This is a genomic window from Mucilaginibacter tolerans (assembly GCF_030519375.1).
Lineage (GTDB): Bacteria > Bacteroidota > Bacteroidia > Sphingobacteriales > Sphingobacteriaceae > Mucilaginibacter.
Genome location: NZ_JAUMKB010000007.1, coordinates 202,521 through 219,415, shown reverse-complemented (window position 1 = coordinate 219,415; position 16,895 = coordinate 202,521). Strand labels below are relative to the sequence as shown.

General features: G+C 42.4%; 11 protein-coding genes. 3 read left to right on the top strand and 8 right to left on the bottom strand.

Annotation, left to right across the window (positions count from 1 at the left end):
• Window positions 1-236 precede the first annotated feature (236 nt).
• Window positions 237-4,049 carry a DUF8693 domain-containing protein gene (locus tag Q3A68_RS12225; RefSeq protein WP_302901372.1) on the top strand — a complete coding sequence of 1,271 codons (3,813 nt, stop codon included), beginning with the start codon at window positions 237-239 and terminating at the stop codon, window positions 4,047-4,049.
• Between the two features lie 121 nt (window positions 4,050-4,170).
• The gene (locus Q3A68_RS12220; RefSeq protein WP_302901371.1) at window positions 4,171-7,773 is read left to right on the top strand and encodes a DUF8693 domain-containing protein; all 3,603 of its coding nucleotides are present in this window, start codon (window positions 4,171-4,173) and stop codon (window positions 7,771-7,773) included.
• Window positions 7,774-8,005: 232 nt separating this feature from the next.
• Here Q3A68_RS12220 and Q3A68_RS12215 read toward each other — a convergent pair whose 3' ends face one another.
• Together Q3A68_RS12215 and Q3A68_RS12210 are read right to left on the bottom strand one after the other, a co-directional pair.
• Window positions 8,006-8,644, bottom strand: a complete 639-nt coding sequence (locus Q3A68_RS12215) for a DUF4136 domain-containing protein (RefSeq protein WP_302901370.1) — start codon at window positions 8,642-8,644, stop codon at window positions 8,006-8,008.
• 80 nt (window positions 8,645-8,724) lie between these two features.
• On the bottom strand, window positions 8,725-10,374 hold the full coding sequence (locus Q3A68_RS12210) for an NAD+ synthase (RefSeq protein ID WP_302901369.1): 1,650 nt from the start codon (window positions 10,372-10,374) through the stop codon (window positions 8,725-8,727).
• 68 nt (window positions 10,375-10,442) lie between these two features.
• Between Q3A68_RS12210 and gldB the strand changes: the two genes are divergently transcribed.
• Window positions 10,443-11,480: a gliding motility lipoprotein GldB gene (gene gldB / locus Q3A68_RS12205; protein WP_302901368.1), complete on the top strand. Its 1,038-nt coding sequence runs from the start codon at window positions 10,443-10,445 to the stop codon at window positions 11,478-11,480.
• 302 nt (window positions 11,481-11,782) lie between these two features.
• Here the strand turns inward: gldB and Q3A68_RS12200 are convergent, their stop codons facing one another.
• The 6 genes from Q3A68_RS12200 to Q3A68_RS12175 all read right to left on the bottom strand — a co-directional run bounded on the left by Q3A68_RS12200 (window position 11,783) and on the right by Q3A68_RS12175 (window position 16,874).
• Window positions 11,783-11,971: a hypothetical protein gene (locus tag Q3A68_RS12200; RefSeq protein ID WP_302901367.1), complete on the bottom strand. Its 189-nt coding sequence runs from the start codon at window positions 11,969-11,971 to the stop codon at window positions 11,783-11,785.
• 71 nt (window positions 11,972-12,042) lie between these two features.
• Window positions 12,043-12,987, bottom strand: coding sequence for a DUF4349 domain-containing protein (locus tag Q3A68_RS12195; RefSeq protein ID WP_302901366.1), 945 nt, complete (start codon window positions 12,985-12,987; stop codon window positions 12,043-12,045).
• Between the two features lie 137 nt (window positions 12,988-13,124).
• Entirely contained in the window at window positions 13,125-14,009 is an 885-nt protein-coding gene (gene atpG, locus Q3A68_RS12190; protein ID WP_302901365.1) for an ATP synthase F1 subunit gamma, read from the bottom strand.
• A 131-nt stretch (window positions 14,010-14,140) separates the two neighbouring features.
• Window positions 14,141-15,715 (bottom strand): F0F1 ATP synthase subunit alpha, encoded by a 1,575-nt coding sequence (atpA, locus tag Q3A68_RS12185; RefSeq protein ID WP_302901364.1) that lies wholly within the window; start codon window positions 15,713-15,715, stop codon window positions 14,141-14,143.
• Window positions 15,716-15,745: 30 nt separating this feature from the next.
• Window positions 15,746-16,294 carry an ATP synthase F1 subunit delta gene (gene atpH / locus Q3A68_RS12180; protein WP_302901363.1) on the bottom strand — a complete coding sequence of 183 codons (549 nt, stop codon included), beginning with the start codon at window positions 16,292-16,294 and terminating at the stop codon, window positions 15,746-15,748.
• A gap of 85 nt (window positions 16,295-16,379) precedes the next feature.
• Window positions 16,380-16,874, bottom strand: coding sequence for a F0F1 ATP synthase subunit B (locus tag Q3A68_RS12175; protein WP_302901362.1), 495 nt, complete (start codon window positions 16,872-16,874; stop codon window positions 16,380-16,382).
• Between the last annotated feature and the right edge of the window lie 21 nt (window positions 16,875-16,895).

Here is a 16,895-nt window from a genome sequence, read left to right as displayed (position 1 = left end):
TGAGGCTATTATTGTTTATGCCCTTTAATTTTTTATCCATTAGTTAATAAAACAGGGTGTAAATCGAAAAAAACGTGTAAAAATACCGTGTTTTAACGGTATAAAATCGGGTGCACTAAGCCAAACTTTTTCTCAAAACGCAACGTAAACTTAAATTATTAGGTAACTATATTGTAAATTTCTCGTTACAAGGAACATAGAACGTTCTTAGTGACCTGATTAAAGTAACCGTTCCTATGAAACCATTTTACAAGATCACTTACGTTGCCTGCATTTTGCAGTGTTTGCTATGTCTCAAAGCTTACGCTGCAGCCATTACTTATGACTGGACAGGATCAGTCAGTGGCAACTGGATTACACCCGGCAACTGGAAAGTTGGCGGGGTGACCCAAACAACAAATTACCCCGGGGTTGCATCAACAGATATAGCACAGATTGGCGTGTCAAATACCATCTCCAATCAGCCTACCATATCCGGCGCTATAAGTATTGCGACACTCATTATTGGCACCAAGACATCAACGGTAACTTTAACGATAAATGCCGCCGTGTCTATCAGTGGTGATTTTACCCAAAAAAATGATGGAAGCGGCAATGGCGTAACGACCAGTATAACCGGTACAGGCAGTATGCTGTGCACTAACTTTTATCTTGGCGATAGTACTACCCCTCCTACTCCGTTAATTAGCTTAGCTAATACAACTAGTAAAACTATCCTGAATTTCTCATTGTCAGGATTGACTGTGGTTCAGAAAGTTGTATTGACCACCACTTCAAGTTCTGCTACACTTAGCCTTCTTTACCCTGCGGCTAATGTGAATAACCCTGTTTTTAATCTGAACAGCGGGTGGGTTAGCGTCGGCAATACTATTCAAACCGTAGACGCAAATGATATAAATTTATCAGCATTTACAATTCCGCTGGTGGCTAGTTATGCAGCTATCTCAAGCAGCGCTCAGTTTTTAATGAATCCGTCTTCGGGGAATACAAGTATTTTATATTTTAACGGATCGAATCCTTTAAGTCTGGACGGCAATGCCGGATATGTTGATTTTTATGGTACGGCAGGTGGATCATCCCAGGTAAACTATAGTGCAAGCGGCAATCAGGAAGTATACACCACATCATCGGCTTATAATGCTGCTGGTACAAGGCAATATGCCAATGGACTCGACAGGTCTCCATCCGTCTATCAAAACCTGGTTTTTTCGGGTGCGTCAACCAAAAAGGCCGACGCCGGGGCCCTTACTATAGGCAATAACTTTATTCTTTCTGTTTCGAGCACCCCGACTGCTGACTTTGCAACCAATAGTCCTGTAGTAACCATAGGGGGTACTTATACTGCTAATATAAATACAACGCTTAACCTTGGCGGAACCGGCACAATGTCGGTTACAGGTACTTCAAGTAATGCAGGTACACTGAACCAGACCGGCAGTGGCAGCATCACCTTTACCGGGGCTGTAACCAATGTGGCTACAACAGGTATTATATCGCAGACAAGCACCGGAGCCATCACCGCATCCGCCGGCTTTACCAATGCCGGAACCTATACTCAAGGCAGCGGCTCAACAGGGGGCATATCGGTTACAGGAGCTTTAAACAATAGTGGTACAATAACTCAAACGACAGGAAATATCACAGTAAGCGGTTTACTGACTAATGCATCATCAACAAGCATTATATCACAAACCAGCAGCGGGGCAATAACAGCCTCTGGAGGGGTTACCAACTCAGGCGTTATTAGCCAGGGTAGCAGCGCAACGGGTGGCATGACTATTACGGGAACCTTTAACAATATTGATTCCCTGAAACAAACCGGTGGCGCCATTACCGTAAATGGTCATCTTACCAACTCAGGAAAGTTGGTTCTGGGTACGGCCAGCCTTACAATAAGCGGTAATTATACCAATAGCGGTACTTACAGCCAAAGTACAGGAACCACATTATTCAATGGTTCATCCGCAGAAACATTACAGGATGCCAGCAGTGCGGGAACTAATTTCAACAACGTAAGTTTTAGCGGCGCAGGCACAAAAACAATGTCATCCGGCGCTTTTACAGTATCCAGCACCTCTGTTTTGACTATGATTGGTGGTAGTACACTTGCTGCAAGCGGCAATCTCACCCTAAAGTCTGATACGCTTGGATCTGCAACGGTGGCTGCTTTGTCCGGCGGAGCCAAAATCACCGGAAATGTCAGTGTACAACGATTCATGTCGGGTGGGTCATTGCCTCATCGTAGTTATAGGCTGATGTCATCACCTGTTAACCAGGGAAGCGGCATTTACAGCATTAATTATCTGATTAGTTCCTGTGTCCTCACCGGAACTAATGGTACATCCGGAGGTTTTGATAAAGCGGGCAACCCTACGATATACCTCTTTCGCGAAAATACGTTCCCGATGTACACAACGTTCCTTAATAGTGCCTTCAAGGGTATCAATAATATTTCCACTACGCCGCTCTATGGAATGGACGATACTACCTATCCGACCGCCAATATACCGGTCGGCAATGGCTATCTTTTCTTTTTTAGGGGCGACCGCAATGCTGCCTCGCTTTCCACAGAAACTGTCCCGTCTTATATACCTGTGCATGCAACGTTAACAGCCACCGGTACTTTAAATACCGACTCAATTACCGTGAAAGACTGGTACACGCCGTCATCCTCCAACCTTGGTTATACCAACACAGCCGGCAACAGCGGCGTGCGGGGATATAATTTGGTGGGTAACCCTTACGCGAGTTCCATTGACTGGGATAAATATCAAACCAGCCCCGGTTCAGGAATTTATGGATATCAAATCCTGAATAGTATATATATTTTTGATGAAGTAACCAGAACGTACGCCTCATACATTGCAGGGTCTGGCGGTGTGGGGAGCCAATCATTTGTGAGTAATTTAATAGCCAGCGGGCAAGGTTTTTTTGTAACGGCCAAATGCTCTTGTGCTAAACTAACTTTTTACGAGTCAGCCAAAACAACCGCTTTGCCAACCGGAGCTCAGCTATTGATGGGCACTCCGTTGATAACTATCAACAACCAATATCTAAGATTACAGTTAACCGGCAAGGATTCGACCATAAGTGAACAGACATTAATCCGGTTTAAAGATCAGGCACCGTTGAATTATGCCGATGACCTGGATGCACTATATAAACCCGGATCAGGGGGCGCCAGCTTGTCAACTCAATCACAGGATAATTTTGCCCTTTGCATCAATAGCATTCCCTTTCCAAACACTAAAAGCCGGGTGATTAAACTACGTGTGAATGCTACAGCCAATGGCTTATACACCTTGAGCTTGCGCGATTTGGTGGCCATACCGCAATTGTTTGATATATGGCTTATAGATGCTTACAGGAAGGATTCACTGGACATGCGTCAAAACAAAACTTATAGTTTTAATATCGATAAAAATGACACTGCAAGTTTTGGAAGCAATAGGTTTAGCCTCGTAATTCGTCAAAACCCGGCCTACGCTTATCGACTGCTTAATTTTACTGCCGTTAAGGCCCCAAACACGGGGCGGCATGTTCAAATGATATGGGCAGTTGTAAACGAAGGAAATTATACTGCTTTTACGATTGAACGTAGTACTGACGGCGGAAATACCTATCAAATACTTGGGAACGTAAAGGCAGCCGGGCAAAGTACTTACAGTTTCCTTGATAACACCCCTATCGTTGGAACAAACCTTTACAGGTTGAAGCAGGAAGATATTAATAATGTTATTTCCTACTCTAACATTATCACTATTCAATATTCAAATCTCAGTGATGAGCAATTGGGGAATAAAATCAACATATACCCCAATCCTGTGAGCAATAATATTAGCTTAAATATGGATGTCACATCCCCAAATTCTGAAACTTATGACATAAAAGTTATCAATACTTTGGGGCTTATTATTCAGGAAACAACCTCTTCAGGGCCATCCTGGCAAGGTAGTACGGCAAATTTACAGTCGGGAACCTACATATTGCAAGTATTTAACCACAACACTCAAAATCTTATAGGCGAAAGCAAGTTCGTGAAATTGTAATAAAGTTTCAGGCAATTTATTTCTCATAAATTAATGTGGCATACGGTTTGTCTTAAAACTACCGGGAGCAGTGTGCTTGCCACATTCCCCATAAGTTGTTAAGAATTAAATCTATCCGAAATTGAAACAGTTATTACATATCCTGGTCATCCTGGTTTTATTGAGCAGCTTCGTGAAAGCTCAGTCTCCAAATATTTCCTATTCGTCGCCGTCGGCTACGCTATCGGTAGGGAGTCCCTTCACAGCAATTATTACCAACAGCGGTGGTCCTGTTCCTGCAACTATTTACGGGCAGGTAACTACACTTGCCGGAAATACGAATACTAGTGGCTGGTCGGGTGGCCATGTTGATTTAACAGGCACTAATGCGCGCTTTACTGATATGGAAGGTGTAGTTGGAGATGCCAATGGTAACATTTATGTTGCCGAGTATGGGAATAACGATATTCGTAAAATTACCCCCGCGGGTGTGGTGACAACTATTGCAGGTAGCTCAACAAGCGGCAACCAGGATGGTATCGGTACAGCAGCCTCATTCAAGGGGCCGGATGGGATTGCAATCGATGCAGCCGGGACAACACTATACATTGCTGATTACGGTAACAATTCTATTCGAAAAATGAATTTGAGCACAGGTGCGGTAACAACCTGGGTGACTTTGGTTGTAGGGGCTTCTGGTTTAAGCTTTGACAATGCAGGTAACCTGATTGTAGCGGAGCAGGATGCCAATCAGGTTCAAAAAGTGACACCTGCGGGTGTTGTGACTACTATAGCAGGTAATAGTACCGCTGGTTATGTGAATGCAACAGGCTCAGCGGCGCAATTTTATAAATTGAATGATGTACAGGTAGATCTATCTAATAATGATATTTATGTAGCTGATTATTTAAATAATGCTATAAGAAAAGTGACATCGGCAGGCGTAACGACCACTTATGCAGGAAATACTGTTTTTACCAATCAAAATACCGCCGGTAGTTGGGCCGATGGCGTTGGTACAGCAGCCCGTTTCAACAATCCTACGGGCGTAGCAACGCTCGGCAATGTTGTTTATGTTGCTGACCTTTATAACTCTTGCGTAAGAAGCATAACAACCAATCAAACTGTAACCACAATTGCGGGTAGTTCTACAAACACAGGATGGGCTGATGGAATTGGCACAGCAGCTAAATTCAGTCAGCCAGTGGACTTGTGGATCGATAATACAGGTGCGGGTTACGTCATTGACGGCAGTATGAACAATATCAGGAAGGTTATACTTACAGGTTATACTATTAGTCCCTCGCTTCCAACAGGTTTAGTTTTTGACCAAACAACGGGTACTATAAGCGGCACTCCTACTGCTGGGTTTCTTCCAACAACTTATACAATCTCCGGATTCAATACTTCAGGATATGCTTCTACAACAATCACCTTATCATGTCTGAACAACTGGAATGGTAGCACCTCAGGCGACTGGAATACGACCAGCAACTGGAGCGGCGGCCATGTACCGGTAAGTGGAGAAACAATTCAAATTGGTGTAGCCGCCTACAGTGGCAATGCTAATCAGCCTACAATCAGCAGCAGCGCTTCAGTTGCGGCTATTCAGTTTGGAGCAACCAATTCCCCGGTTCTAACCATTAATTCAGGCCAAACTTTAACCGTGTCCAGCGGCATCACGGGTAACACGTCATGCAACGTAACTATTCAGGGACCAGGTAATCTTACACTTGGCGGAAGCTCGGTAATTAATGCCAATGGTTCTATCACTGCTTCATCAAACCTGGTTATCACATTATCAGCATCGTCCACGTTAACCAATAACGGCACATTCACACTTGCATCTGATGCGAATGGGTCAGCCTCGATAGCTGCTATTCCTTCAACATCCAGTGTTATAGGAAACATTTCCGTACAACGTTACATAAGCGGCGTTCGTGGTTACAGGCTATTATCCTCACCTGTCTACACATCTACTGCCAATGGCAATAATATTTACAGCATTAATTATTTATTAAACTCAACCTATGTTAGCGGCACAAACTTTCAAACAACAGCGACAAGCAGGCCGGGTAATCCTTCATTGTATATTTTTCGCGAGAACATGACGCCGACTTACAATTCCTTCATAACCAGCTGCTTCAGAGGAATTTCAGATATCAGTTCTGCTCCTAATTATACACTGAATATCGATGGCGGTCCATTTAATATTCCGGTTGCTAATGGTTATCTGTGTTACTTCCGTGGAGGTCTTAGCACATCTACTCCATACGTAGCGGGTTCGGTTGCAGCGGCCACTGCTGTTACTTCCGTGGGAACATTAAACCAGGGTACTATCACTTTCAAAGACTGGTTTACGCCTACCAGCAGTAATTTGAGCTATACATCAACAACCCCGTCAGGTGTCATCGGCTTTAACCTGGTTGGCAATCCCTATCCTTGTTCAATTGATTGGGATCAATTCAGCCAAACGTCAAGCAGTAATGGTATTTACGGACCAAATGTGGCTACTTATATCGAAGTGCTTAATCCTAATGGTTCTTATGGCGTTTATTATGCCGGTTCGGGCGCTAATGGCCCTTTAAATACAAACTTTGCCACCAATGTTATTCCAAGCGGTTCAGCTTTTTTTGCAATTGCTTTAAATACTTCGGCAACATTGACTTTTAATGAGAGTGCCAAGACCAGCGCACAGGTTACCGGGCAAAAGTTATTGATGAGCACGACTGCACAAAATCAGGCAGTTACTCAGTATTTGAAATTACAAATGACTAAAGACAGTATTCACAACGAAAATATTGTGATCTGTTTTAATGAGAATGCAAAAACAACATTCGACTTTGGCGCTGACGCGTTATATATGAAAGGCTTTGCCCCCATAAGCTTATCAAGCTCATCAAGTGATCATATTGCTCTGGCGGTTAATCATCAGCCGCTACCAAAACAAACTGCCACCAGGATCGGCTTAAACGTATCGGCCACCGCATCCGGGACTTATACTATGAGCCTGAAAGCTCTAGGAAGTTTACCAAGACTTTACGATATCTGGCTGATGGATAACTACCGAAAAGATTCTGTGGATATGAGAGTAAATCCTTCTTACCTGTTCGATATCAGCACTAAGGATACTGCAAGCTTTGGCAGTAACCGTTTTGTAGTTGTAGTACGTCAAAATGCAGCCTACGCCTATAAACTGACCGCTTTCAACGCTAACAAAGTAAATAATGTTCGCCAGGTAAATGTAGTTTGGAATACCAAAAATGAAGGCAACTACACACGTTTTACCGTTGAAAGAAGCACCGATAACGGCGAAACTTACCAAATACTTGGCGGTGTAACCGCAGCTGACCAGGGTACTTATAGCTTCTTGGATAAGAATCCGGCTAACGGCACAAACCTTTATCGTTTGAAACAAGAGGACATCAACAACAATATTTCTTACTCGGGCATTGTAACTATACAGTATGCTAACATCAACAGTATCGTTAGCCATAACCTGAGTGTATATCCTAATCCTGCCGGCAGCACCGTCAGCCTCGCCATCTCATCACAAAACGCAGACGCAGGCATTTACAATATCAGATTTGTAAGCAGTACCGGATTAGTGGTGAAAGAGGTGATGTCGTCACAAACATCCTGGCAGGGGAATATCAGCAACTTATTGCCTGGCATCTACATTGTAAGGGTAATGAATAACAAGACTCAAAGCTTTGTAGGCGAAAGCAAGCTCATCAAACTATAATATACATACATTAACCATTCACAAATGCTGTAGCGAAATTTCGCTGCAGCATTTTTATTTACACGATTAAAAGGCTCTCCGGATTTACATTTGAGGGCATGATTATTCCAATCCCGCTGTAATAATATTGTTATTGCTGCGATTTCCATTAAATTAAACCCGGCCTTAAATAAAAAAATCCCTGCCACACCACATAGCAGGGATAATTAAAACAATAAATATTACCAGGGGGTTAAGATGCCTTAGTTCCGGGTATACTTCCGGGTATACCGGTATTTAATTGATTGATAATGCCTTCAACAATCTTTGGTATGTCATCGATATTCTTCTGAACATCATGATGTACCTCTCCTACTCCAAAACCACGCCATACCACTTTACGGCTGCGGGTATCAATCAGATCGATTATAATAGTTCCTTCTTTATAATGTTCTTTATCAACTGCCGTCATGCCGCCGTAATAAACAAATGCCGGACCACCCCAGCCCCAATAGTAAGGACGATAGCCCCAGCCATAACCAATACCGAAACCAGGGTAAAATCCGGTGCCATAGTAAGTTGGATAATAAACTGTTTTAGAACCCAATCCAACTTTGGCTGTGTAGGTCACCAACAGGTCAGGGTTACTTTTTTGCATCCTTAAACCTTTATTGGTAAGTGATGCAACGGCGGCGTCTTTAATTTTAAGATCGGCTACCGCGCTTGCAGTTGGACGGTCTTCAGTTTTACCTTGCGGAGAGAGCCATGCAAAAGATCGGTACTGGCTCATATTGGTTTTGTTGAGACCAGCAGTATAATAGTCGTAACGACTACATGCGGATAATGCGGTAATTGCCACTAGGCCAATTGCGCGATAAATTGATGATTTCATGGCTAAAATTTCCTTAATATTCCTTTAGACTAATTTAAGCTCAAATGGTTTAATCTATAAATTAGATTTTCATTAGTTTTTTAGGATAAGTACTTCCCTACAATCGGCATACGGCGCCCCATACCGAACGCTTTTGGCGATACGCGTAAAATCGGTGGGGTTTGGTAACGTTTATGCTCTGCTAAATTTACCAATCTCAAAACTCTTCTCACCGTTTGTTCGTCATAGCCCATTTTAATGATCTCGCCCGATGAACACCGGTTCTCGACGTATTGCATTAGGATTGGATCGAGAATATCATATTCCGGCAATGAGTCAGTATCCTTTTGGTCAGGGCGTAATTCTGCTGATGGCGGTTTCACAATGGTATTGACCGGGATGATCTCACGATCCCGGTTCAGGTACAGGGCAAGCTCAAATACCTGCGTTTTGTAAACATCGCCAATAACAGATATGCCACCACACATATCGCCATACAAAGTGCCATATCCAACTGCAGCCTCACTTTTGTTCGAAGTATTTAGCAGAATATAGCCAAACTTATTACACATAGCCATTAAAATAACAGCCCTGCTTCGCGACTGAATATTCTCTTCGGCAATATTAAATGGCAGATTATTGAACTGGGGATGCAGTGTATGCTCAAAAGCCTCGGTCACATGTCTTATTGGAATGACCTCGTGCTTACAGCCAAGGTTCTTAACCAGGTCTTCAGCGTCTTTTATCGAATGATCGCTCGAAAAGCGGGACGGCAGTAACACGGCCATCACATTTTGCGGGCCAAGTGCCTCGGCAGCCAGGGCACAAACCACCGCTGAATCAATACCTCCTGATAAACCTAAAATCGCACTCTTAAACCCTGACTTATAAAAATAATCACGTATGCCCAATAACAGAGCCTGATGAATTTGCTCGATATCACTTTGTCTTGTATTACGTTTTGTTGACGGCTGTAGCAGTTTTACTTCCGATTTATCCGTCAGCTCGTAATGAGATAAGGTCTCACCAAAATAAGGCAGCTCATCTACCAATTCGCCTTTGTTATTAAAAATCAGCGAGCCACCGTCGAATATCAATTCAGTCTGGGCACCTACATGATTTACATAGAACAATGGCAGCTGATACCTCAAAGCATTATCCTTCAGAATAGCTATACGCTCTTCGTCATGATTGTAGGCGAACGGGGAAGCAGCTATATTGATCATCACATCAGGCTGCTCTTTGATCAGCATATCCATCGGGCGGGTCACATATAAAGGATTTTCAATGGTATTCCAAAGGTCCTCGCAGATAGTTAAAGCAATACGGTGCCCTTTAAAATCGATGCAGCTAAATTGGGTGGATGGTTCAAAGTAGCGGTATTCATCGAAAATATCATAGTTAGGCAACAGGGCTTTATTTACTATCGCCTTTACCTCGCCATTTTCAATAAAATAAGCTGAGTTATTCAAATCCTTACCTTCGGCCTTATCATTAAAAGTTGGCAGACCGATGATACAGGCAATATCGTGACAGGCTGTTGCAATCTTTTTTGCCGAAGCTTCGCACAAGCCGATAAATTCTTTAAATTCTAAAAAATCGCGTGAGGGATAGCCGCAGACACACAACTCGGCAAACACCACCAGGTCGGCACCCTGCTGTTTTGCTTTATGTATATGGTCAATGATTTTAGCAGTATTCGATTCAAAGTTACCGACGTGATAGTTCAATTGTGCCAGCGCGATCTTCATATGGTATAGATATCAATTTACTTAGGTTAATGCAGGTGAAAAATATATTTTTGCTAAAACGACAAAAAATGGTCTTCAATTACATCAGAGTAAAGCAAATTTACCTAATTTTTCTCAGCTGTTTACTATTAAGTGCCTGCGGCCGGTCTAAAAAGGTTGATGTAAGCAATATTGACGTTAATGTGAAGATCGAAAGATTTGACCACGACCTTGACGAAATGCGCTCAAAACCGATGGATGTGCAGGCTGTTGCCATGTTCAAAAAATATGGCCCTTTTTATGCCGACTATATCCAACGCATTATGCAATACGGCTCGATAGGCGACACCGGTTACTTTAAGCAGTTACATGAAATGTTTGCCGGCAATGGTTATCGCGATTTGAAACACGATGTAGATTCCGTTTTCCCGAACATGGACAAAACCAATGCAGAGGTTACCGATGCATTCCGTCATATTAAATACTACTTCCCACAAAAAAAACTACCCAGAGTATATGCCTACCTATCAGGTTTCCAGGCGCAGACTTCGATTGGCGATAACTATTTTGCCGTTGGGCTGGATATGTTTTTAGGCGCTGATTCAAGGTTCTACCCCGCTTTAACCGAGACATTACCACGATATATTACGCGCAGGTTTACGCCCGACAACATTGCACCACGAATAGTTGAAGGCATTGCCCGTGAAGATATGTTCCCGGAAAATGAGCAGGATAAAACCCTGCTCGCAAAAATGATCTATAACGGAAAGGTATTGTATTTTATGGATATGATGTTGCCTGATGTAGCTGATAGCACTAAAATAGGATACACCGCTAAGCAGCTAAAATGGTGCGAAGATTTCAAATCGCAGATATGGGGGTATTTCCTTGAGGAAAACCTGCTTTATGAAAGTGATTTTGCAAAGATACAGAAGTACCTCGGTGAAGCACCGTTCACGCCTGGTTTGGGCGAGAAAAACGATGCAGCGCCTAAATTAGCCTTATGGACAGGCTGGCAGATCGTTCGCCAGTACATGGATAAGCATCCGGAAGTGAGCCTGCCACAACTGATGGCAGAAAAAGATTCCCAAAAGATATTAAATGATTCGAAGTACAGGCCGAAGTAGTGATTAGTGGTTAAAGATTGGTTAATCAGTTGACCGGCGATTGGTTAATCAGGTAAATCTAAGTTCAGTCAAGGTGTAACACCCGCAATAGTTAAAAAAATTAACTGACACGGCTTGAGAAAAATACAAGAGGGCTTATTTAAAAGGTGCTACTTAACATGCGGGCCAAAAGCAAGGTGTTTCCGGCAGCACGGGTGGAATAAAATCATAGTTATCAAAAAATCAATTAGATCATAGTACAGACTAAAAATAAAAGCGCCCAGAAATCTGAGCGCTTTTCGTTTTATAGAGTTGTAAGTTCTTTACTTCAAAATGGCAAACACACCCTTCAACGCAATACCAACACCAATGATCAGGATTACATTAGCTATCCATGAATAATAAGGTGCATCGCCGGCAAAGCGAAGATATACTCCTACCAGCCCAATAGCAATGGCTATGGTTATCAAAATGTAGTGGCGTTCGTCGTTAGCGTGCTCTGTTGAACTCATATTCTTAAGGGTTAATGTTTTTTGACAAAAATAGAAATGTTTACCGAAAAACGGACATTAGTTTTAATATTTTATACTAAAGGGCGATCTATTAAATGCATTCTTTTCCTATAATAACGATATCCTAGCCACACACATAATCCAATCGGCACAAACACCCAAAAATTGATTAATACAACCAGCACATCCATAAAAGCAGCCCAACCGGTGGCAAATGCCAGGCCCATCCTTTTACTCAAAGGTATATCATATGCTGAAGGGTCATCATTAGCGACAATTTCCTTTAGAATAGTATCGCTTTGATAAAAGCTCAGGGTTACCGTACTATATTTTACATCATAATCGGTTTTTAAATTGGTGACTTGCTTGTCAACGATGTCATCCTTTACTTTTAATAACTCTTCAGCACGCTTATGTGTTATTTTTTCAGCTTTCAGCTGCTGATTTACAAACTCATTTCGATTATTCTCTTTCAGTTCTGTTGACAGGTAATCAAATGTTCTGTCATCAACATCCATTTTGCTTGAATTGATATAAATTCCCATATGATTAACCTGATTAACGAAATCTTCCAGTTTATCAGAAGGAATCTTTACAGCCATACTAGCCGTTGTATTAAATGCAGAGACAAGCATCAGCGAATCGTTATTTAAATGAATTCGTTCCGACCGCTCAGTTGTTGATTGCATTTGATGATGCGTAACCAATCCATCAAATTTGTCGACTAATACAGCTATTGCATCGCCGGTTTGTCTGACATTCTTAACCTTAAAGTTTATATCTACAGTCTTAACCAATTTGGGTTTGTTTAATATAGAGTCAGCTGAGACTCTCGCAGAATCTGCTGCGCTGGAATATCCTTTCCCTTTACATGCTGCGAATAAAGCAATAGCAGCTACTACAACGAGCAATACCCTTGTTTTCATAATTGTAAGATTTAATTGATTTCCAATTGATACTACTTCCCTGCAAATAGTAACCCACGATGATGATTTTGTTACAATAACACTTGTCATTCTGAGTGACGGCGGAGAATCTATTGATTAATATGGTCGGCACCCAATAGCCTCAGGGCATGCAAAGGTGGGCGGGTAGACAAACAAAAAAGGCCTCTCTTTTGCGAGAAGCCTTTCGATATCAATGATATTTTTTTTTAATTTGATGACAACGCTGCCGCGCCGCTCACGATTTCGGTAAGCTCTGTAGTGATGGCGGCCTGGCGTGCCTGGTTATACGATAATTTCAGCGCCTTTAACAATTCGCCTGCGTTATCGGTCGCTTTATCCATTGCGGTCATACGTGCACCATGCTCAGAAGCATGTGAATCCAACACAGCTTTGTATAACTGTATCTTGATGTTCTTAGGGATCAATTGCTCAACAATTGCTTCCTGGGAAGGCTCAAGGATATAATCAACCTGAGATGTATTTACATTCTGCTGCTTTTCAGCCTTCGGAACTGGTAATAGTTGCTCAACAGTAATGAACTGCACAGCAGCATTTTTAAAGCGGTTATAAACTACCTCAACACGGTCGAATTCACCCTTCAAAAAACCATCCATTATAGCTTCCGTTACTTTTGATACATTCAGGAAAGTAAGATCGCTGAACAATTCATTGTTATTACCAATAACGTTGTATTTACGACGCTGGTAAAACTCCTGCCCCTTTTTACCAATACCTACGATAGAAACATTACCGGCTTTTAACTGATCGCTGTATTTTTCAGCTATCAGGTTATTAGTGGTTTTGATCACGTTAGTATTAAAGGCACCGGCCAAACCACGGTTTGATGATACTACTACGATCAGTACGCGCTTTGGCACGCGTTCTTCCAAAAACGGAGATGAACCATCTTCCAGGCTTGCTGAAAGGTTAGCCAGCATATCCTTCAGCTTTTCAGCATAAGGGCGCAGTTGTATAATAGCATTGGTGGCACGTTTCAACTTAGCAGCCGAAACCATTTTCATAGCCTTGGTGATCTGCTGCGTTGAAGTTACCGACGCGATTCTGTTTCTTACTTCTTTTAAATTAGCCATTCTTGTTGAGATGTGAGATTTGAGATATGAGATGTGAGATTACATCGTCAACCCAATCTATTATCTAATTTATTTTGTCAGATATGAGAAAAGAGAAGTCTCAAATCTCATATCTAACATCTCATATCTAATTAATACTTCGCTGCCAGTTCTTTAGCAACTGTGTCCAGTACGCTCGTGATCTGGTCGTCCAGTTTGCCGGCTTTCAAAGCAGCCAGTGTTTCCGGGTGACGCATTTCTAACTGGGTAGTATATTCACTTTCGAATTCTTTGATCTTGTTCACCGGTACGTTACGCATCAGGTTTTTAGTACCTGCGTAAACGATAGCTACCTGCTTTTCAACAGTTACCGGAGAATACTGACCTTGTTTCAGGATCTCTACGTTACGGGCACCCTTATCAATTACGTTTTTTGTAGCTGCGTCGAGGTCTGAACCGAATTTTGAGAAAGCTTCCAACTCGCGGAATTGCGCTTGGTCCAATTTCAATGTACCAGCAACTTTCTTCATTGATTTGATCTGGGCGTTACCACCTACACGGGATACCGAGATACCTACGTTGATGGCAGGACGAACACCTGCGTTAAACAGGTTCGACTCTAGGAATATCTGACCGTCGGTAATTGAGATTACGTTAGTTGGGATATACGCTGATACGTCACCTGCCTGAGTTTCGATGATTGGAAGAGCGGTTAACGAACCACCACCTTTTACAATACCCTTGATTGACTCAGGAAGGTCGTTCATTGATTTCGCGATATCATCATTCTGGCTGATCTTAGCAGCACGCTCTAACAAACGGCTGTGCAGGTAGAATACGTCACCAGGATAAGCTTCACGGCCCGGTGGACGACGTAACAACAATGACACTTCGCGGTAAGCAACAGCCTGTTTTGACAGGTCATCATAGATGATCAAAGCAGGACGTCCGGTATCGCGGAAGTACTCACCAATAGCAGCACCGGCAAATGGAGCGAAGAACTGCATTGGAGCAGGGTCAGCGGCACTTGCAGCTACAACGATAGTATATGCCATAGCGCCGTTTTCTTCCAGTGTACGTACAATGTTAGCAACGGTAGAAGCTTTCTGTCCGCAAGCAACATAGATACAGATCACGGGCTGACCGGCTGCATAAAATTCTTTTTGATTGATAATGGTATCGATACAAACTGCAGTCTTACCTGTCTGACGGTCGCCGATCACCAGCTCACGCTGACCGCGGCCGATCGGGATCATTGCGTCGATAGCTTTGATACCGGTTTGTAAAGGCTCGGTTACCGGCTGACGGTAAATTACTCCCGGAGCTTTACGCTCTAAAGGCATTTCGTAAGTTTTACCAGCAATAGCACCTTTGCCATCAATTGGCGCACCCAATGTGTTTACCACACGGCCAAGCATGCCTTCTCCAACATTGATCGAAGCGATCCTGTTAGTACGTTTAATGGTATCACCTTCCTTCACCTCGTCAGATTGCCCCAACAATACCACACCCACGTTATCTTCTTCAAGGTTCAATACGATACCTTGTAAACCATTTTCAAATTCAACCAGCTCACCTGATTGAACTTTTGTTAATCCGTAAACGCGGGCAATACCATCACCCACCTGAAGTACAGTTCCTACTTCTTCTAATTCAGATTCTGATTTGAAGCCCGATAATTGCTGGCGCAATATTGCTGATACTTCGTCTGGTCTAACCTCTACCATTTTTTATTTAATTAGAGTTTTGTTTTTAAATTATTGATTTACCCCGCGGGCAAAATCCTGTTTCAATTTATTCAAGCTTGCTGATATACTGGTATCTACCTGCATGTCGCCTACTGTAAGCACAAATCCGCCTATCAGTTTCGGATCAACTTTGGTATGCAGTTCAATAGTACCCTTGGTCGCTGCTTCCAGTTCGGCAACAATTTTCTTTTCATTTTCAGCTGACAAAGGAGTAGCCGATGTTACATAGGCCCTGACAATGTGTTTGATCACGTTATACTGGTTGACAAACTCCTTCGAAGTAGCATATAAAATTTCAGAGCGGCTTTTGTTGATCATGATCTTAAAAAAAGAATCAGTGATCTTGCTTACCTTGCCTCCGAATATCGCTTGCAGTATTTTGATCTTTTTATCGTGGGAAACGATCGGGTTTGCCAAAACAGCCTGAAGCTGGTAATTGGCCTTTAGTGTTTGCGAAAAAAACACCATATCCTTTTTCGTATCTTCAAGGGATTTTTGTTCCACCGCAAGATCGATCAATGATTTGGCGTACCTGGTTGCAACTGTTAATTCAGACATATCTTTTTAGATGTGAGATATCAGATGTGAGATGTGAGACATCGCTTGCCTCATAATCTCATATCTCAAATCTCAGTTCTCATATCTATTTTAATTTCACTTCTTTTAAAAGATCGGCCACTAATTGATCCTGTCTTTTCTGATCTTCGAATTGCTTGCGCAAGATTTTCTCAGCAATTTCTATTGATAAAGTAGCTACCTGGTTTTTTACGTCAGCCATAGCTATTGCTTTCTGGTTATCAATTTCAATACGCGCACGTTCTATCATGCGGGTACCTTCTGCATTGGCAGCGTCTTTAGCTTCGGCAATGATCTGATCTTTTACTTTTTTAGCTTCTCGCAGGATATTATCGCGTTCGATGCGTGTTTGTTTTAAAAGCTCGTCGTTTTCGCTGGTCAAACGTGCCATTTCTTCTTTGGCAGCTTCGGCCATTGAAAGCGCACTTTCGATTGATTTTTCACGCTCGCTGATAGCAGCCAGGATCGGTTTCCAGGCAAATTTTCCTAATAAGAATAATAGAATTGCGAAACAAAGGGTTGTCCAGAAAACTAAACCAATATTGGGGGTTACTAAATCCATAGTATATTTTATAATAAATTA